Source organism: Hydrogenophaga sp. ANAO-22, from assembly GCF_042466645.1.
Taxonomy (GTDB): domain Bacteria; phylum Pseudomonadota; class Gammaproteobacteria; order Burkholderiales; family Burkholderiaceae_C; genus Hydrogenophaga.
Genome location: NZ_CP159956.1, coordinates 5,673,721 through 5,692,001 on the forward strand (window position 1 = coordinate 5,673,721; position 18,281 = coordinate 5,692,001).

General features: G+C 66.3%; 18 protein-coding genes and 2 tRNA genes. 3 read left to right on the forward strand and 17 right to left on the reverse strand.

Features of this window, described 5'->3' with window-relative positions; translation table 11 throughout:
- Positions 1-12: 12 nt before the first annotated feature.
- Positions 13-372, forward strand: coding sequence for a hypothetical protein (locus ABSY19_RS27615; RefSeq protein WP_382157649.1), 360 nt, complete (start codon positions 13-15; stop codon positions 370-372).
- Positions 373-682: 310 nt separating this feature from the next.
- Here the strand turns inward: ABSY19_RS27615 and ABSY19_RS27620 are convergent, their stop codons facing one another.
- From ABSY19_RS27620 to ABSY19_RS27685, 14 genes are all read right to left on the reverse strand, one after another.
- Complete coding sequence (locus tag ABSY19_RS27620; RefSeq protein WP_382157651.1) at positions 683-1,393, reverse strand: ABC transporter ATP-binding protein; 711 nt, start codon at positions 1,391-1,393, stop codon at positions 683-685.
- Entirely contained in the window at positions 1,390-2,154 is a 765-nt protein-coding gene (locus tag ABSY19_RS27625) for an ABC transporter ATP-binding protein (RefSeq protein ID WP_382157653.1), read from the reverse strand. Before ABSY19_RS27625 ends, ABSY19_RS27620 begins: the two co-directional genes overlap by 4 nt.
- Positions 2,151-3,143: a branched-chain amino acid ABC transporter permease gene (locus tag ABSY19_RS27630; RefSeq protein ID WP_382157655.1), complete on the reverse strand. Its 993-nt coding sequence runs from the start codon at positions 3,141-3,143 to the stop codon at positions 2,151-2,153. Before ABSY19_RS27630 ends, ABSY19_RS27625 begins: the two co-directional genes overlap by 4 nt.
- Complete coding sequence (locus tag ABSY19_RS27635; protein WP_382157657.1) at positions 3,140-4,003, reverse strand: branched-chain amino acid ABC transporter permease; 864 nt, start codon at positions 4,001-4,003, stop codon at positions 3,140-3,142. The genes ABSY19_RS27630 and ABSY19_RS27635 overlap by 4 nt, the downstream gene beginning before the upstream one ends.
- Before the next feature lie 97 nt (positions 4,004-4,100).
- Entirely contained in the window at positions 4,101-5,288 is a 1,188-nt protein-coding gene (locus ABSY19_RS27640; protein WP_382157660.1) for an ABC transporter substrate-binding protein, read from the reverse strand.
- A 110-nt stretch (positions 5,289-5,398) separates the two neighbouring features.
- Positions 5,399-5,875, reverse strand: coding sequence for a flavodoxin domain-containing protein (locus ABSY19_RS27645; RefSeq protein WP_382157662.1), 477 nt, complete (start codon positions 5,873-5,875; stop codon positions 5,399-5,401).
- An 89-nt stretch (positions 5,876-5,964) separates the two neighbouring features.
- Positions 5,965-6,041 (reverse strand) — tRNA-Arg (locus ABSY19_RS27650).
- A gap of 59 nt (positions 6,042-6,100) precedes the next feature.
- Positions 6,101-6,177 (reverse strand) — tRNA-Pro (locus ABSY19_RS27655).
- 47 nt (positions 6,178-6,224) lie between these two features.
- Positions 6,225-6,929, reverse strand: a complete 705-nt coding sequence (locus ABSY19_RS27660; protein ID WP_382157664.1) for a glutathione binding-like protein — start codon at positions 6,927-6,929, stop codon at positions 6,225-6,227.
- A gap of 90 nt (positions 6,930-7,019) precedes the next feature.
- A complete protein-coding gene (locus ABSY19_RS27665) occupies positions 7,020-8,279 on the reverse strand; it encodes an acyl-CoA dehydrogenase family protein (protein ID WP_382157666.1) in 1,260 nt (419 codons plus the stop codon).
- Positions 8,280-8,318: 39 nt separating this feature from the next.
- Positions 8,319-9,404 carry a phosphotransferase family protein gene (locus ABSY19_RS27670; protein ID WP_382157668.1) on the reverse strand — a complete coding sequence of 362 codons (1,086 nt, stop codon included), beginning with the start codon at positions 9,402-9,404 and terminating at the stop codon, positions 8,319-8,321.
- A gap of 64 nt (positions 9,405-9,468) precedes the next feature.
- Complete coding sequence (locus tag ABSY19_RS27675; RefSeq protein ID WP_382157670.1) at positions 9,469-10,188, reverse strand: Crp/Fnr family transcriptional regulator; 720 nt, start codon at positions 10,186-10,188, stop codon at positions 9,469-9,471.
- An 85-nt stretch (positions 10,189-10,273) separates the two neighbouring features.
- On the reverse strand, positions 10,274-11,053 hold the full coding sequence (locus ABSY19_RS27680; RefSeq protein ID WP_382157672.1) for an oxepin-CoA hydrolase, alternative type: 780 nt from the start codon (positions 11,051-11,053) through the stop codon (positions 10,274-10,276).
- 26 nt (positions 11,054-11,079) lie between these two features.
- Positions 11,080-12,600 carry a 3-hydroxyacyl-CoA dehydrogenase gene (locus tag ABSY19_RS27685; RefSeq protein ID WP_382157674.1) on the reverse strand — a complete coding sequence of 507 codons (1,521 nt, stop codon included), beginning with the start codon at positions 12,598-12,600 and terminating at the stop codon, positions 11,080-11,082.
- A 76-nt stretch (positions 12,601-12,676) separates the two neighbouring features.
- On the opposite strand from ABSY19_RS27685, the gene ABSY19_RS27690 reads away from it, so the two are divergent.
- Positions 12,677-14,800 (forward strand): FimV family protein, encoded by a 2,124-nt coding sequence (locus ABSY19_RS27690; RefSeq protein ID WP_382157676.1) that lies wholly within the window; start codon positions 12,677-12,679, stop codon positions 14,798-14,800.
- A 70-nt stretch (positions 14,801-14,870) separates the two neighbouring features.
- On the opposite strand, the gene ABSY19_RS27695 is transcribed toward ABSY19_RS27690, so the two are convergent.
- From ABSY19_RS27695 to lexA, 3 genes are all read right to left on the reverse strand, one after another.
- Positions 14,871-15,878 (reverse strand): D-2-hydroxyacid dehydrogenase family protein, encoded by a 1,008-nt coding sequence (locus ABSY19_RS27695; protein WP_382157678.1) that lies wholly within the window; start codon positions 15,876-15,878, stop codon positions 14,871-14,873.
- Between the two features lie 116 nt (positions 15,879-15,994).
- Positions 15,995-16,360 (reverse strand): hypothetical protein, encoded by a 366-nt coding sequence (locus tag ABSY19_RS27700; RefSeq protein ID WP_382157680.1) that lies wholly within the window; start codon positions 16,358-16,360, stop codon positions 15,995-15,997.
- Between the two features lie 141 nt (positions 16,361-16,501).
- Positions 16,502-17,179: a transcriptional repressor LexA gene (gene lexA / locus ABSY19_RS27705; RefSeq protein ID WP_382163966.1), complete on the reverse strand. Its 678-nt coding sequence runs from the start codon at positions 17,177-17,179 to the stop codon at positions 16,502-16,504.
- A 139-nt stretch (positions 17,180-17,318) separates the two neighbouring features.
- On the opposite strand from lexA, the gene ABSY19_RS27710 reads away from it, so the two are divergent.
- Positions 17,319-18,281 carry an asparaginase gene (locus tag ABSY19_RS27710; protein ID WP_382157682.1) on the forward strand — a complete coding sequence of 321 codons (963 nt, stop codon included), beginning with the start codon at positions 17,319-17,321 and terminating at the stop codon, positions 18,279-18,281.

Consider the following 18,281-nt stretch of genomic DNA (forward strand, 5'->3'; position numbering starts at 1 on the left):
CCGACGCGCTGCATGATGAACCTCTACGAAGTCATCCGCTGGGGCAACGACTCGGACGACGTCTTCACCGGCGGCCCCAACGGCCCCGACACCTGCTTCCTCGTTCGCGCCGGCTCGGTGGAGCAGGCGGCCAGTCTGGCCGACGCCGAGTTGGCCAGGCGACCATCGCCGGTGGTTGAAAACTGGGCCGGCGCCGTCCACCTCCTGGGCGTCGAGCAGGCGAGGGACGACGTCCCTCGGGTGCTGCGAGGACCCTACATTCAGCACGCCTACACCCATGGCTGGCGCTGCTGGCACCGGGACGCTCCCTCGGACCCCTGGGTCGAACACCAGGTCGCTGCCGCTGACGTGGCGCCCACCGGGCCCACATGAAGCGCTTGTCGTGCAGCCGTTGCCAGCGGCCAGTTTCTTTCACGCCCACCAGACAGGAGGAGCTGCGGCGGTGCCGGCAGTTCCTGGCATTCGCCGCGGTCCTGGCCGCCGTTGCCGTTGGGCTGTACTTGGCCGGGGTGCCGCTGTGGCCCTGGTGGGTCGGCGGGATGGCGGTCTTTGTGTTGAGCCAGGCTGCGCTCAAATGGCAGGCCAGCCGATGGGCCTTCTGCAGTCCCTGCCAGCAAGGCCGTTATGTCTACCGGCGCGCGGCGAGCCCGGACGATGAATAGGGCCGGGTCGTTGCCGCGGCTCAGACGCCCAGGTACTGTTCCAGCAACTCCGGTTGCGCGTGCAGCTGTTCCGAGCTGCCTTCGAAGACCACCTCACCTTTGACGAGGATCACGTTGCGGTCGGTGATCTGGGTGACGTGCTTCCAGTTCTTGTCCACGATCACGCTGCTGATGCCGCTCCCCCGGATCAGGCCGCAGATGCGCCAGATCTCGCGCGCGATCAGGGGCGCCAGGCCCTCGGTGGCCTCGTCGAGGATGAGCAGGTCGGGGTTGGTCATGAGCGCGCGGCCGATGGTGAGCATCTGCTGCTCGCCACCGCTGAGCTGCTGCCCGCCGTGGTTCAGGCGCTCGGCCAGACGTGGGAAGGTGTCGAGCACACGCTCGTAGGTCCAGTCGCGCTGGCCCTGCGTGCCGGCGCGCGCCGACATCACCAGGTTCTCGCGCACGCTCAGGTTGCCGAAGATGCCGCGGCCTTCGGGCACATAGGCGATGCCCAGGCGGGCGATCTCGAAGGTGGGGGCGGCGGTCATGTCCTGGCCCTTCACATGCACCTTGCCACCACTGGGTTTGACGATGCCCATGATCGACTTGAGCAAGGTCGTCTTGCCCATGCCGTTGCGGCCCATCAGGCCGATGGTCTGGCCCTTGTCGACGGTGAAGTCCACGCCGCGCAGGATGTGGCTGGCGCCGTAGTGGGTGTGAAGGCCCCTGGCCTGGATCAGCGCGCTCATTCGTGCTCCTCGCCGAGGTAGGCCGCCTGCACGCCCGCGTCGGCGCGGACTTCGGCCGGCGTGCCGCTGGCGATCACCTGGCCGTTGACCATGACGGTGAGCCGGTCGGCCAGGGTGAACACGGCATCCATGTCGTGCTCCACGAGCATCATGGCGTGGTCCTTCTTGATTTTGAGCAGCAGCTCGACCATGCGCTCGGCCTCGGCGTGGCCCATGCCGGCCAGAGGCTCGTCGAGCAGCAGCACGGTGGGTTCGGTGGCCAGGGTCATGGCAATCTCCAGCTGGCGCTGCTCGCCGTGGCTGGTGGTGCCCGCGATGGTGCCCACGCGGGCCGTGAGGCCGGCGAGTTCGATGGCGCGTTCGCAGCGGCGGTTGACTTCGGTCATCGCACTGGCCGCCGAGAGCCAGCGCAGCGGGTTCCACGGGCCATGCCGTTCACGCGACTGGGCGGCCAGGCGCACGTTGTCCCACACGGAGAAGGGCAGGAAGATGTTGGTCTTCTGGTAGCTGCGGCCCAGGCCCAGGCGCGAGATGCGTTCGGGGTTCTTGCCGGCCGTTTCGGTGCCGTTGAGCGTGATGCGGCCGGAGGTGGGTGGCAGATCGCCCGAGAGCAGGTTGGTCAAGGTGGACTTGCCCGCGCCGTTGGGGCCGATCACCGCGTGGATGCGGTCGCGGTGCAGATCCACCGACACGTCGTTGACGGCGGCCAGGCCGCCGAAGCGCTTGGTGAGGCTTTTCGCCGAGAGCAGGAGCTCGCTCATGGGGCACCCCGCTTGCGGGAGAACTGCGCCACCAGGCCCAGCAAGCCGCGCGGCGCGAACACCACGATCAGCACGATGAAGCTGCCCATCAGCAACTGCCAATGCTTGGTGAGGTCCTTGAAGAAGTGCATGACGTACTCGAACGCGAAGGCCCCCACGATGGCGCCCGCGAAGTTGCCCATGCCGCCGAGGATGACCATCATGATGGCGTGCGCGCTCATGTGAAAGCCCATGAGTTCGGGGTTCACGTAGCCGGTCTGCGCGGCCCACAGGAAGCCCGCCACGCCGGCCAGCGCGCCGGCCAGGGTGAAAGCGGCGAGCTTGTAGCCGAAGGTGCCGTAGCCCACCGCGCGCATGCGGTGCTCGTTCACGCGGATGCCGGCGAGCACGCGCCCGAAGGGCGAGAACAGCAGGCGCCGCAGGAAGGCGTAGACCAGCACCAGCAGCAGCAGGGTGAAGTAATAGAAGGTGGTCTTGTTGTCCAGGTCGATGCCGGTCCAGCCGAACAGCGAGGCGTCGGGCCGGAAGTTCACGTACAGGCCGTCGGAGCCGCCGAGCGCCTTGTTGTCGAAGAACAGGAAGAACACCATCTGCGCGAAGGCCATGGTGACCATGATGAAGTAGATGCCGTGCGTGCGCACCACGAAGAAGCCGATGATCAGCGCCGCCAGGCCCGCGCCCAGGGCCGAGACGGGCAGCGCCCACCACAGGCTGATGGGCGTGTCGGCCGGCGTGAGGAAGGCCAGGGCGTAACCCGCCAGACCGAAGTAGGCGGCGTGGCCGAGCGAGACCAGGCCGGTCACGCCCTGCAGCAGATCGAGGCTCATCGCGAAGATGGCCAGGATCATCATCTGCGAGAGCATCTGCAGGTAGAAGTCGACACCCGTCAGGGGCATGAGCGGGAAGGCGGCGAGGGCGATGGCGCCCAGCAGCAGGATCACCTGCATGCTGCGCGGCAGCTTTTCCAGCTGGGCTTTGGGCGAACTCATTGTTTGAACAGCCCTTCAGGCTTGTAAAGCAGCACGGCGGCCATGAGCATGTAGACGGCCATGCCAGCGATCTGCGGCACCAGCACCTTGCCGAAGGTGTCGACCAGGCCCACCAGCAGCGCGGCCACGAGGGCCCCGCGCACCGAGCCGATGCCACCGATGACGACCACCACGAAGCACATGATCAGCACCGAGCTGCCCATGCCGGGGTACACGCTGGAAACGGGCGAGGCGATCATGCCGGCGATGGCCGCCAGGGCCACGCCCAGCGCGAACACCACGCCATGGATGAGCCGGATGTTGATGCCGAGCGACTCGGTCATCTCGCGGTTGAAGGCACCCGCGCGGATCTTCATGCCCAGGCGGGTCCTGGAGATGAGCAGGTACAGGCCGAGGGCGAGCGCGATGCACACGCCCGACATCACCAGCCGGTAGACCGGGTAGGACAGATTGTCCGTGAGCGGGATCGACCAGTTCAGCATCTCCGGGACCTGCACCGAGTGCACGTCGTCGCCCCAGAGAATGGAGCGCACTTCCTCGAAGATGTAGATCAGGCCGAAGGTCAGCAGCACCTGGTCCAGGTGGTCGCGGCGGTAGAAGTGGCGGAACAGCAGCCATTCGAGCAGCCAGCCCAGCACGACGGCGATGACCGTGCCCAGCACGATGGCCAGCACCAGGCTGTCGAGCTGCGACACCAGGAACCAGGCCAGGTAGGCGCCCAGCATGTAGAAGCTGCCATGCGCGAGATTGACCACGCCCATGATGCCGAAGATCAGGGTGAGCCCGGCCGCCAGCATGAACAGCAACAGGCCGTACTGCAGGCTGTTGAGCAACTGGATCAGGAAGTTGGCGAAGTCCATGAAGCGGGGCGGTGAGGATCAGGCCAGGAAGGCGAGCAAAAACCAGACCAGCGCCTGTGGGCGCCGGTCTGTGGAGGCACGAGTGAGGCGCGGGCGATCAGCCCATGCGGCAGCCGGTGGCGGGGTCGGCCACGGCTTTCTGTGCGACGCCGATCACCTTGTTTTCCTTGTTCTCGACCTTGCGCATGTAGATGTCCTGGATCGGGTTGTGGGCCTTGCTCATGGTCCACTTGCCGCGCGGGCTGTCGATGGTCGCGCCTTCCATGGCGGCGTACAGCGCCTTCTTGTTGTTGAAGTCACCCTTGACGGCGTTGGCACCCTTGATCAGCAGCAGGCCGGTGTCGTAGCCCTGCACGGCGTACACGTCGGGCTGCAGGCGGAAGGCCTTGGCGTACTCCAGGCGGAACTGCTTGTCGCGCGGCGTGTTCAGCGAGTCACCGTAGTGCATGGTGGTCAGCACGCCGTTGGCTGCAGGGCCGGCCGCTTCCAGCACGCCTTCGGTCAGGAAGCCTGAGCCGTAGAGCTGGATGGTCTTGTTCAGGCCCGCCGCGGCGTAGTCGCTCATGAACTTGGCCGCGCCGCCGCCGGCGAAGAAGCAGGCCACGGCATCGGGCTTGAGGGAGGCGATCTCGGTCAGCAGCGCCTGGAATTCCACGTTCGGGAAGGGCAGGCCCAGCTTCTTCATGATGGTGCCGCCCGCCGCGGTGTAGCTCTGCTCGAAGCCTTCGAAGGCTTCGTCGCCGGCCGCGTAGTTCCAGGTGATCCACACCGCCTTCTTGTGGCCGTTGGCCACCATGGCCTTGCCCAGCGCCAGCGTGGGCTGCGAGTTGGTGAACGAGGTGCGGAACACGTTGGGGGCGCACTGGGCGCGGGTGGCCACGTGCACGCCTGCGTTGGGGATCAGGTTGAGCACGCCGGTATCGCGCGCCACCTTGTGGATGCCCATCTGCACGCCCGAGTGCACGGTGCCCACGAGCACGTCCACCTTGTCGCGCTGCACCAGGCGGGTCGCGTTCTCGATGCCCTTGGCCGGGTTGGATTCGTCGTCCACCTTGAAGTACTCGACTTCACGGCCACCGAGCTTGCCGCCTTGCTCGTTGAGGGCCATGCGGAAACCGTTCTCGATCGCCACGCCGAGCTGGGCGAAGGTGCCGGTGTACGGCAGCATGAAACCCACGCGCACCTTGTCCGACTGCGCACGTGCCAACTCGGGCAGCAGCAGGCCGGTGGATGCGGCGCCGATCACGGCGGCGCTGCGGGTCAGGACGATTCGGCGGGTGGTCATGGAGTTCTCCTGTGGGTGGTTGCCGGAATGCGGTTCACTGTAGACGCGGGGTAGGGGATTGACGATCCAGAATTACCCGTACTTGAGGTCTAAAACATTTATGTCTGAATTTAAGAGGCGGGTTGCATGGCCAGCGCGAGCCACTCGCGGCACCAAGCCGCGCCGACCACCTCGGCCTCGGTGCCCGCCGACGCGTCATGGCAGAACACGTCTCCCACACGCACGGCGCCCAGATCGGCGAGACGCTCGTCGAACCGCCGACCACCCTGACAGAACGTCTGCGGATGGGTGCCGTGGTCGCCCAGCGCGATCACGCCGTAGCGCACGTGGCCCAGAAACTTGGGCTCGTTGCCCAGGGATTCGTACAGCGACCGGGCGTTGTCCGGCACGTCACCCGAGCCGTAGGTGGATGTACATATGAGATATAGTGCATCCCCGTCAAAAACACGGATGTCCAATCCGTCCATCATGCGCACCTCGATCTCGGGGATAAGGTCGGCGCAATCCATCTCGATGGCCTGAGCCACGTACTCGGCGGTGTTGGTCATCGTGCCAACGAGGATGAGGAGTCTGGAGGGTGGGTTCATGATTCAGAAGCTGCAATATACTTCATGAACTCCCGATGAATCATCGGGTAAACCCTCGTTGATGCGCTGGTGTCGCGTGGCCCCTTGGGTGGCCTGCCCGGAGGGACTCGAACCCCCGACCTGCTGCTTAGAAGGCAGCTGCTCTATCCGGTTGAGCTACGGGCAGACAGGGCGACTGGCGATGCAAAAAAGGCCCACACTGTGGGCCTTTTTGTTCTTGATGAATGGTCGGAGCGGCGGGATTCGAACTCGCGACCCTCTGCTCCCAAAGCAGATGCGCTACCAGGCTGCGCTACGCTCCGACTAAGCGGCGAATTGTACCTGCTGAAATGAGGTGTTCCGGCCGGGCTCAGCGTTTTTCGTACTGCGTCTTGCCAAACAGCACTTCGCGCGACTTGTCATCGGTGATCGGTTTGCGCGCGTCGGCCAGCACCGCCACGCCGCGTTGCACCGCGGGGCGGGCGGCAATGGTGTCGAACCACTGTTTCAGGTGCGGGAAGTCGGCCCAGTCGATGCCCTGGTTCTGCCAGTTGCGCAGCCAGGGGAAGATCGCGATGTCGGCGATGCTGTACTGGTTGCCGGCGATGAACTTCTGCGCCTCGAGTTGCCGGTCCATGACGCCGTAGAGCCGCCTGGCTTCGTTGGTGTAGCGATCGATGGCATAGCCGATCTTCTCGGGCGCGTACTGCCGGAAGTGGTGGTTCTGGCCGAGCATGGGGCCCACGCCGCCCATCTGGAACATCAACCACTCCAGCACCTTGAATTTGGCGCGGTCGCTTTTGGGCAGGAACTTGCCGGTCTTGGCCGCGAGGTAGAGCAGGATCGCGCCCGACTCGAACAGGCTGATGGGCTGGCCATCGGGACCGTCGGGGTCGACCAGTGCCGGAATCTTGTTGTTCGGGCTGATCTTCAGAAAGGCCGGTTCGAACTGATCGCCCTTGCCGATGTTGACGGGGTGGACCCGCCAGTCCCGGCCGAGCCGCAGTCCACACTCCTCCAGCATGATGTGGACCTTGTGTCCATTGGGGGTTGGCCAGGAGTGGACGTCGATCATGGGACTTGCCTTTCTTGCGGGAGGGTGGATGAGGAGCAGGCCACTCTACGGGAATTCAAAAACCCGTGCTCACCCTCCCGGCATGCCGGCTCAGAAGCCGCGCGTGACAGGCATGTCCACCTCGGTCTTCACCAGCATGTGCTTGGCCAGTTCCAGCTTGGCGATGGACTGGCGGTGCACCTCGTCGGGGCCATCGGCCAGGCGCAGGGTGCGCTGGCCAGCATAGGCGTAGGCCAGCGGGAAATCGTCGCTCACGCCGCCGCCGCCATGGGCCTGGATGGCCATGTCGATGATGTCGCAGGCCATGTTGGGTGCCACCACCTTGATCATGGCGATCTCGGCCTTGGCGACCTTGTTGCCGACGGTGTCCATCATGTACGCGGCCTTGAGCGTGAGCAGGCGCGCCATCTCGATGCGGCAGCGCGCATCGGCGATGCGCTCGTGCCAGACCGACTGGGCCGACACCGGCTTGCCGAAGGCCACGCGGCTGTTCAGGCGCTTGCACATCAGCTCCAGCGCGCGCTCGGCCGCGCCGATGGAGCGCATGCAGTGGTGGATGCGGCCCGGGCCCAAGCGGCCCTGCGCGATCTCGAACCCCCGGCCTTCGCCGAGCAGGATGTTGCCCACCGGCACGCGCACGTCCTTGAGCACCACTTCCATGTGGCCGTGCGGCGCGTCGTCGTAACCGAACACCGACAGCGGTCGCACCACGGTGATGCCCTTGCTGTTGGCTGGCACGATGATCATGGACTGCTGCGAGTGGCGCGGCGCATCGGGGTTGGTCTTGCCCATCACGATGTAGACCGCGCAGCGCGGGTCACCGGCGCCGGAGGACCACCACTTGCGGCCGTTGATGACGTAGTGGTCGCCGTCGCGCTCGATGCGGCACTGGATGTTGGTGGCGTCCGACGAGGCGACCTCGGGTTCGGTCATCAGGAAGGCCGAGCGGATCTCGCCGCGCAGCAGCGGCTCCAGCCACTCGTCCTTGAGTTCCTCGCTGGCGTAGCGCTCGAAGGTTTCCATGTTGCCGGTGTCGGGGGCCGAGCAGTTGAAGACCTCGGCCGCGAAAGGCACGCGGCCCATGATCTCGCACATGGGCGCGTACTCGAGGTTGGACAGGCCCTGCGGCGCGCGCGGGCTGCGCGGCAGGAACAGGTTCCACAGGCCGGCCTTGAGCGCCTTGGGCTTGAGTTCCTCGATGATCGTGGTGGGCAGCCAGGGGTTGCCCTTGGCGCGGTTGGCGGCGATCTCGGCGAAGAAGCGCGCTTCGTTGGGGTAGATGTGCTCGTCCATGAACGCCAGCAAACGCTCGCGCATGTCCTTGACCTTGTCGGTGTAGTCGAAATTCATCTTGGCTCCAGTGGAAAAAGGGTGTGGGTGTGAAGAGGGTCAGCGGGCGCTGGCGAAGCCCCAGGCCATCTCGGCCAGGGGGCGGGCGCCGGCGGCGGATTTCACCGCCTGTTCGTTGGACGCGGTGCCGGTTTCCACCCGCTTGGCAATGCCCTGCAGGATGGCCGCGAGGCGGAACATGTTGTATGCCAGGTAGAAGTTCCAGTCCGCTTTGAGTTGCTCGGGGCTGGCGATGCCGGTGCGTTCGCAGTAGCGCGAGATGTAGGCGTCTTCGGAAGGGATGCCCAGCTCGGCCAGGTCGAGTCCCTGGATGCCGCGGAACATGCCGGGCGGGATGTGCCAGGACATGCAGTGGTAGCTGAAATCGGCCAGCGGGTGGCCCAGCGTCGAGAGTTCCCAGTCGAGCACGGCGAGCACGCGCGGCTCGGTGGCGTGGAACATCAGGTTGTCGAGGCGGAAGTCGCCATGCACCACCGACACCATGGACTCGTCGCGCGCCATGGCCGGGATGTTCTGCGGCAGCCATTCCATGAGGCGGTCCATCTCCGGGATGGGCTGCGTGATGGAGGCCTGGTACTGCTTGCTCCAGCGGCCGATCTGGCGCTCGAAATAGTTGCCGGGCTTGCCATAGTCGGCCAGGCCGATCGCGTCGGGCTTGACGGTGTGCAGCGCCGCCATGACGCGGTTCATCTCGTCGTAGAGGGCGGCGCGTTGCGCGCGGTCCATGCCGGGCAGCGACTGTTCCCAGAGCACGCGCCCGTCCACGCACTCCATGACATAGAAGGCCCGGCCGATCACCGATTCGTCTTCGCACAGCACGTGCATCCGCGCCACCGGCACACCCGTGCCGTGCAGCGCGCTCATCACACGGAACTCACGCTCGATCGCATGGGCCGAGGGCAGCAGCTTGGCCACGGGCCCGGGCTTGGCCCGCATCACGTAGGCGCGTTGCGGCGTGATGAGCTTGTAGGTGGGGTTGGACTGGCCGCCCTTGAACATCTCCACCGAGAGCGGGCCGGCGAAGCCCGGCAGCCGGTCTGTCAGCCAGCGTTCGAGGGCCGGGATGTCGAAGATGTGTTGTGCCGCAACGGGCCGGGTGCCGACGAAATTCTGGGTGTCGCTCATGGTGTGCGGCTCAAGGCCGTTGTGGGTTGACGGGCCTGAAGCAGCAGTGGCGACAACGCCGGGGTCAGGACTCGGCTTCGGCGATGCGCATGAGCATGTCGCGGTTGCGCACCACCACACCGCCTTGTTCGATGCGGATCGCGTCCTCGCGCTCCATCGACTTGAGCTCCTGGTTCACGCGCTGCCGCGACGCGCCCAGCAGCTGCGCCAGTTCCTCCTGCGCGAGTTGCAGGCCGATGCGCATTTCGCTGCCGTCGGCCAGGCAGGGCACGCCGTAGCTGCGCACCAGGTGCAGCAGCTGTTTGGCCAGCCGCGCGCGCAGGGGCAGGGTGTTGAGGTCTTCTACCAGGCCGAACAGCGTGCGGATGCGCCGTGCCTGCAGTCGCATGAGCGCTTCGTACAGCTCCACGTGCGAGGCCAGGATCTTCTGGAAATCGGTGCGCGCCACGCACAGCAAGGTGGTGGCGCCATGCGCGTAGGCATCGTGCGTGCGCTGGTCGCCGTCGAACATCGCCACATCGCCGAACCACACCCCGGGCTCCACATAGGTCAGCGTGATCTGCTTGCCCGAGAGCGAGGTCGAACTCACGCGCACCGCCCCACGGGCGACCGCCGACCATTCGGTCGGTGGGTCGCCGCGTGCGACGATGAGGTCGCCGTCCTTGAATCGCTTGACGTGGGCGCATCGGAGGATGTCGTGACGCAGGGAAGGTGAAAGGCTGCTGAACCAGCGACCGTTGTTGATCGCCTCGCGTTCTTCCATTGTCAGAATCGGTTCGTCCATGGGCTGTCTTTTGAGTGACTGAGGGTGGCCTTCATTGTCGCCACTGGGACGCGGCGGACAGATCAGGGTATGCGCGCAGACCGCGTCAACGGTAGTTGGCGGCCCGCTTTTCCATGAAGGCCGTGATGCCTTCGCCCGCGTTGGCGTGGTGCAGGTTGCGCACGAAATGATCGCGCTCGGCCGACAGCTGCGCGTGCAGCGTGACCGTCGGGGCGTCGTTGGCGAGTTCCTTGATGCTGCTGAGCGCGTTGGGCGCGCGCGCATTGAGGCGTTCGCACAGCGTCAGCGCGTCGTGCAGCGCTTCTCCAGGCGTGCTGGTCTGGGTGATGACGCCCAGTTGCTGCAGCCGCTCGGCGCCGATGCGTTCACCGCACAACAGCAACTGCAGCGCCGTGGCCCGGGGCAGGGCGCGCATCAGGCTCCAGGTGGCCCCGCCATCGGGCGACAGGCCCACGCTGCTGTACGACATCGCGAACACGCTGTTCTGCGCGGCGATCACCAGGTCGCAGGCAAGCGCCAGTGAAAAACCGGCACCGGCGCACGCGCCTTCCACGGCCGCCACCACGGGCTTGGGGAAGGCGCGGATGGTCTCGATCCAGTTGTGCAAACCCTCGATGCTCTGCGCCTGCACCTCGGGCGGCTGCTGCCGGTTGGCCAGCAGCCGCTGCAGGTTGCCGCCGGCACAGAAGTGCGCGCCTTCGCCCGTGAGCACCACGCTGCGCACTTCGGGGCTGCTTTCGGCCACGTTGAGCGCTTCCACGCCAGCGGCGTACATGTCGGGGCCGAGGGCGTTGCGGTGTTCCGGGTTGCTGATGGTCAGCACCATGGTCTGGCCATGGCTGTGGCTCTTGAGGCTGGCGGTCATGCGGTGTCGGTCCTTGCGGTCGGGAATCAGGCTTCTTCGTGCGTCAGGCTCAGGCCCAGCGCACCACGGCGGCGCAGCCAGGGGGAAGGGCGGTAACGCGGGTCGCCGTACACCGTCTGCAGGTTGAACAGGATCTCCAGCAGGTTGGTGGGACCAATGCGGTCACCCATGGCCAGCGGCCCCATCGGGTAGCCCAGGCCGAGGGTGACCGCCACGTCCAGGTCGGCCGGCGAGCAGATGCCCTGCTGGCACATGTCGGTCGCGATGTTGACGATGGTGGCCACCACGCGCTGCGTGACGAAACCACCGCTGTCGCGCACCACGCTCACGGCCTTGCCGTCGCTGGCGAACAGGGCGTGCGCGGCGTCGCGCATGTCGGCCCGGGTGGCGGGGTTGGTGGCCAGCACGCGGCGGCGGGTGGAGGCGTCGTCGAGCATCATGTCGATGCCCACGGTGCGCGACGCGTCCAGGCGTTCCACGGCGGCCAGCGTGGTCACGTCCAGACCCAGCGGCGCCACCAGAATGAGCGCGGCGGCCGACGGTGCGGCGGCGGTCTCGATCTGCGCGCCCAGGTTCTTGAGCAACTGATAGAGCTCGGCCCGGCGGGCTGCCTTGGGCGAGACCCAGACCGGTGGCAGCTCCGCGACGGTCGGCGCGGCCACGTCGGCCGGCACCTGGGCCACGCCCTTGTCGTAGGCATAGAAACCTTCACCGACCTTCTTGCCCACCACGCCCCCAGCCAGGCGCTGGGCGGTGATCACGCTGGGGCGGTAGCGCGGCTCCTCGAAATACTGGTGGTAGATCGACTCCATCACGGGGTGCGACACGTCCAGCGCCGTCAGGTCCATCAGCTCGAACGGGCCGAGCTTGAAGCCCATCTGGTCCTTGAGGATGCGGTCGATGGTGGCGAAATCGGCCACGCGTTCGCCCACCACGCGCAGGGCTTCGGTGCCGTAGCCGCGGCCGGCGTGGTTGACGATGAAGCCCGGCGTGTCCTGTGCCGAGACCGGCGTGTGGCCGAACTGGCGGGTGTAGTCCGTCAGGCGCTGGCAGACCGTGGCGCTGGTCTTGAGGCCGGCAATGACCTCGACCACCTTCATCAGGGGCACCGGGTTGAAGAAGTGGTAGCCAGCGAGTTGGGCCGGGCGCTTGAGCGCGGCACCGATCGAGGTGACCGAGAGCGACGAGGTGTTGGTGGCCAGCACCGCATCGGGTTGGACGATGGCTTCGAGATCGGCAAACAGGCGTTGCTTGACGTCGAGCCGTTCGACGATGGCTTCCACCACCAGATCGCAGGGCGCGAGGTCGGTCAGCGCGCCGGCCAAATGCACCCGTGCAAGGCAGTCTTCCATCTGGCTGGCCTCCATGCGGTTCTTGCCCACCAGCGTCTGCCAGGTGCCTTGAAGGGCGGCGCGGGCGGCCTCCGCCGCGCCGGCCTGCACGTCGAAGAGCCAGACCTGGCTGCCGGCCTGGGCCGCCATCTGGGCAATGCCGCGGCCCATGGCACCGGTCCCGACGATGCCCGTATGAAGAAATATGGGTTGCATAAGTGTGTTGTATTTGGAATGAGGGTGCCTGGAGCTATGACAAAATGATCCAACGAAAGAACGAAGGGCTTCCAACGTGCGCCAGACATGGACAGGCTGTATTTTGCTATTAACTGCGCTGGGCAGTTCGGCGGCCACGCTGGGGCGGCACAGTGGTGCAGCTGTCATCGGACAACCTCTCGATGTCCGGGTCCAGGTTCTTCTCGCTCCGGGTGAGGATCTCACCAACCAGTGCCTCAATGCGGATGTCTTTTTTGGCGATACGCAAGTGTCGCCCGGTCTGGTTCGCAGCACGCCCCAGAAAGCCGAGGCCGAGTCCTCGGTGCGCATCCAGACCCGGCAGCCCATCAACGAACCCATCGTCACCTTGTACGTGCGCGCCGGCTGCGGCACCGCGTTCACCCGCCGCTTCGTGCTGCTGGCCGACCCGCTCAACGAGCCGATGGCGCCGGTCGACCGATCCAACAACCCGGTGGCCGTGACGCCCCCGGCGGTGGCGCAGGCGCCTTCCACGCCTGCGGGTCCCGGTGTCGCGGGCGGCAGCCCGGTTGAGAGCAGCACCGCCAGCGCTCGGCCGCCCGTTGCGGCTGGCCCTGTGGCTTCGCCATCGGCACGGCCTGCGCCCAAGCCCGCCGCGAAACCGGGTGCCACCGCGTCGCCCCGTGCGAGCAGTGTGGTGCGCCGTCCACCGGCACCCCCTGCGGCGCCCCGCCTGCAGCTGGACCCGATCGATCTGGATGCGGGCATCGAGCGCGATCCGACGCTCAAGCTCTCGCCCTTCTTGCTGAGTGAGCCCGCCACCTCCGAAGAAGCCCGCGCCGCCGCCGGCCTGCTCTGGAAGTCTCTCAGCGCGTCGCCGGAAGACATCCTGCGGGACGCTCAGAAACTCGCGGCGCTGGAGGCGGAAGCCGAGCAACTGCGCAACGCCCGGGCCCAGAGCCAGAACAGCATTGGCGAGCTGAACGCCCAACTGAACGAGGCGCGTGACCAGCGCTACCGCAACTGGCTGGTGTACCTGCTGGGCGCGCTGCTGTTGCTGACGCTTCTGGCGCTGCTGATGGCGTCGCGCCGCCGTCCAGCGCAGGCCGGGTCCGAGGCATCCCGTGCGTGGTGGTCCTCGACGCCTGAAGACAAAACCCTGCCGGCACAGCTTCGCAAACCCGTGCGCCAGGGCGCTCCGACGGTGGCGGCACCCGCGCCCGGCGGCGTGGAACTCGACCTCCACCTGGATCAGGATTCGTCGCTGGACGATTTGCAGGCCCTCGATGGCGCCGCTGCGCGCGAGAGCGATCCACAGCCGGAATCGGCGGTTGCGCTGCCATCGCGCGACCGTCGGGATTTTTCACCGAGCGCCTTGGGCATCTCCCGTTCGGTGGCCACGGAAGAGTTGTTCGACATTCAGCAGCAGGCCGACTTTTTCGTGTCGCTGGGTGAGGACGAACAGGCCATCCAGGTGCTGCGCAACCACCTGGCCGAGAGCCATGAGCCCAGCCCCCTGGCTTACCTGGATCTGTTCAAGCTCTATCACCGCCTGGGGCGCCGCGAAGACTACGACGCCCTGCGCGACGAGTTCAACCACGTCTTCAATGCCGGCGCGCCGCCCTTCAACCGCTACACCGACGGTGGCCGAGGCCTTGAAGCCTACGAAACGGCCTTCAGCCGCATTCAGTCGCTGTGGCCGGAGCCCCGGGTGCTGGACCTGATCGAGGAATCGATCTTCCGCGACGCCAGCGACGACGAAGTCGAGGTGTTCGATCTCGAGGCGTACCGGGAGCTGTTGCTGTTGCACGCGATGGCCAAGGAGCTGATCAAGCGAGACGAGCCGTCCGCGGCAAAGCACAGCGAATTCCGGCACACGAACATGCAACCGCTGAAAGCCGACGGCCGGCGTCCGAGCGCGCCAGCCGGCAAGAAGCCCCCCGTCGCTGAAGAGCCTGCTGGCGGTCGCAACACCCAGCCGATGGACCTGGGTGTGCTGGTGCCTGCGTCCTCCCACCTGGGCCTGGACATCAACCTGAACGACCTCTCCGAGTTCTCTGCCTTCGAGGCCTTGTTGCCAGAGGTATCGCCGCCTGTGGAGCCGACCGCCAAGGCGGGTGACGCCCAGGACCTGCCCCTGAGCAACCTGATCGATTTCGAGGTGTTGGACTTCATGCCGCCCGACGACGAGCCAGGCTCGAAGCCGGATGGCAAACGCTGACGCCCTTGGGACCCAGAAAAAACGCCGGTGACAACCGGCGTTTTTTCTGGGGTGAGGTCGATCGCAGCCATCAGCGTCGAACCTGCAGCGCGCCTGGATTGACGATATTGGTCGGTGTGCCCTTGATGTAGTTGACCACGTTGTCGAACGCGGAGGAGAAGTACATCTCGTAGCTGTCCTGCTCGACATAGCCGATGTGGGGCGTGCAGATGCAGTTTTCGAGCCGCAGCAGGGCATGGCCTTGCAGGATGGGCTCGGATTCGAACACGTCGATCGCGGCCATGCCCGGGCGACCCCGGTTCAGCGCGGCGATCAGCGCCTCGGGCTGGATGAGCTCGGCGCGGGAGGTGTTGACCAGCAGCGCGGAGGTCTTCATGGCGGCGAGGTCTTCGGGTGTCACACAGCCCGCGTTGGTCTCGCTCAGCCGCAAGTGCAGGCTCAGCACGTCGGCCGTTTCAAACAGGGCTGCCTTGCTGGGGGCCACATCGAAACCATCGGACGCGGCGCGGGCACAGCTTTCTTCGCTGCCCCACACGATCACGCGCATGCCGAAGGCCCGCCCGTAACCTGCCACCATCTGCCCGATGCGGCCGTAGCTCCAGATGCCCAGCGTCTTGCCACGCAGCACCATGCCCACGCCGAAGTTGGCCGGCATGGCCGCGGCCTTCAGCCCGGCCTGTTGCCAGGCGCCATGCTTGAGGTTGGAGACGTATTGCGGGATGCGGCGCATGGCCGCAAGCATCAGGGCCCAGGTGAGCTCGGCGGTGGAGACGGGTGAACCCACGCCCTCGGCCACCGCGATGCCACGCTCGGTGCAGGCATTGACGTCCACATGCCCGCCCACGCGCCCGGTCTGGGCGATGAGTTTGAGCCGGGGGAGTTTTTCAACCAGTTGACGGGTGATGGCGGTGCGTTCCCGGATCAGGACCAGCACATCGGCATCGCGCAATCGGATGGACAGCTGGCCCACGCCCTTGACCGTGTTGGTGAAGACTTTGGCCGGGTAAGGCTCCAGTTTCTCGGCACACCGCAGTTTGCGCACAGCGTCCTGATAGTCATCAAGGATCACAATATTCATGACCCTATTGTGCCTTCACCTCCCAGGCCTTCCGGGCCGCTGACCCCTGGTTACAAGCAGGCACGGCGCGCCGGGAGCCTGGAGGATGGCCGTGTGCTCGCTGGCGGCGGCCGAGTTCAGGCCGCGCGCGTGGACAGCTGGCGTTCCTGGTCGGCCAGTCGATCGAGTTCGGCGCACACATCGTTGATGCGGCCCGAGATCACCAGCCTGACACCGGCCCGGTGCGCTGCCGCGGGACCAGTCTGCTGCAGCACGCGCACGCGAGGCACAGGCTCCGCTGCCGGTGGCACGGCCCGCAAGACAGGTGACGTGCGGGCCGTGCTGGCGCGCTTGAGCCACCCGGCACGCGCAAATCGCTGCACAGCCCGCGTGGCCACGGGCTCGTTGGCGGCCGGTGCCCGGCGAAGAGCGGGAGAGGGCAACCAGCAGTCGATCAACTGCAAAGGGGCGCGCCACGTGTTGGTGTTGAAAATTTTTCCCATGCGAAACTCCATTGGGTGGGGTTGAACACAGGCAGGATTGCAAAATCAAACGCCTTCGCAGGGATGTGTCCTTGTGGTGGGTTGTGCACCCACCGGGACCAAACGCCCGCCACCTGCTGAGGCGACACGGACCGGGATCGGTCAGAGCTGGAAGCTGTTGCGGATCAGGCCCACGGCGAGTCCTTCGATTTCGAAGGGTTCGCCCGGCTCGACGACGATGGTCTTGTAGTCGGGGTTTTCCGCGTGCAATTCAATCAGGTGCTGGCGCCGCATGAAGCGTTTGACGGTGACGTCGTCACCCAGGCGGGCCACCACGATCTGGCCGTTCTTGGCTTCCTTCGTGGCCTGCACGGCGAGCAGGTCGCCGTCCATGATGCCGATGTCGCGCATGGACATGCCACGCACCTTGAGCAGGTAGTCGGGCGTGCGCTGGAACAGGCTGCGCTCGACCTGGTAGGTCTGGTCCACATGCTCCTGCGCCAGGATGGGCGAACCGGCTGCGACGCGACCGATCAGGGGGAGCACCAGCTGGGCCAGGCTGGGGATCGGCAGTGTAAGCTGGCGCCCGCGCGAATCGTTGATGGACTGCAGGTCTTCGCTGCGCAGGCGGATGCCTCGCGAAGTGCCACTGACCAGTTCGATCACGCCCTTGCGCGCCAGCGCTTGCAGATGCTCTTCGGCGGCATTGGCCGACTTGAACCCGAGTTCGCTGGCAATTTCGGCACGGGTGGGCGGTGCGCCGGTGCGTGCGATCGCCGTCTGGATCAATTCCAGAATCTGTTGCTGCCGGGCGGTGAGCTTCGGTGCGGTATGGGGCATGTCGAGCATGAGGACCTCGTCGGGAACGTGGTGGCCAAGGGGAACGCCATCTGGGAAGACAGGAACAACGCGGGAAGTGGCTGATACCTGTTTTCTTATCCAGTATCTGTATTTTTAACCAGTTTTCAAGGATTGGCAAGTGGTGGACACAAATCAGGGCCGGCGGCTCGTGATCCTGGGCACGGGCGGCACCATCGCCGGGCGTGCGGCGCAGGCGGGCGACAATGTGGGCTACGTGGCGGGGCAGGTCGGCGTGGCCGATCTGGTGGCGGCCGTGCCGGCTTTGGCCGGCATGCCTCTGGCAGTGGAACAAGTCGCCCAGATCGACAGCAAGGACATGGGCCTGCCGGTGTGGCAGGCGCTGGCGGCACGGCTCCAGGTGCATCTGGACGATTGCCAGGTGTCCGCGGTGATCGTGACGCACGGCACCGACACCCTGGAGGAAACGGCGTTCGTGCTGCAGCGCCTGCTCCAACCCACCAAGCCCGTGGTGCTGACCTGCGCGATGCGCCCGGCTTCCGCGCTGGTGCCGGATGGGCCGCAGAATCTTGCCGACGCGCTGGCCGTGGTGCGGCAGGGGGAGGCCGGCGTGGTGGTGGTGTGTGCCGGAGAGGTGCACGGCGCGCTGGAGGTGGCGAAGGTGCACACTTACCGCCTGGACGCTTTTGACTCCGGAGACGCGGGGCCGCTGGCTTGTGTGGAGGAGGGGGAGGTGCGCCGTTTCCGATCCCGGGGCGCCTCCGTTGCTTCCCACGATCCAGCCCCGCTGGCCCGCTTCCTGGCGGCCGATGCCCTGCCTCGGGTCGAACTGGTGACCAGCCATGCCGACGCGGACGGCAGCCTGGTGCGGGCCTTGATGGCGCCAGGCGCTGCCCGTCCCTTGCGGGGCATCGTGGTGGCCGGCACGGGCAACGGCACCGTTCACCAGGCGCTGACCGATGCGCTGAATGCCGCGCAGGCACAAGGGGTGCGGGTGGTGCTGGCGACGCGTTGTGCGCGCGGAAGGGTGGTGCCGCACGCTGGCCTGCCGTTCGCGCACTCGGCCGGGCTCTCGCCGGTCAAGGCCCGGTTGGCGCTGGCGCTGGACCTGCTGATGGAATGA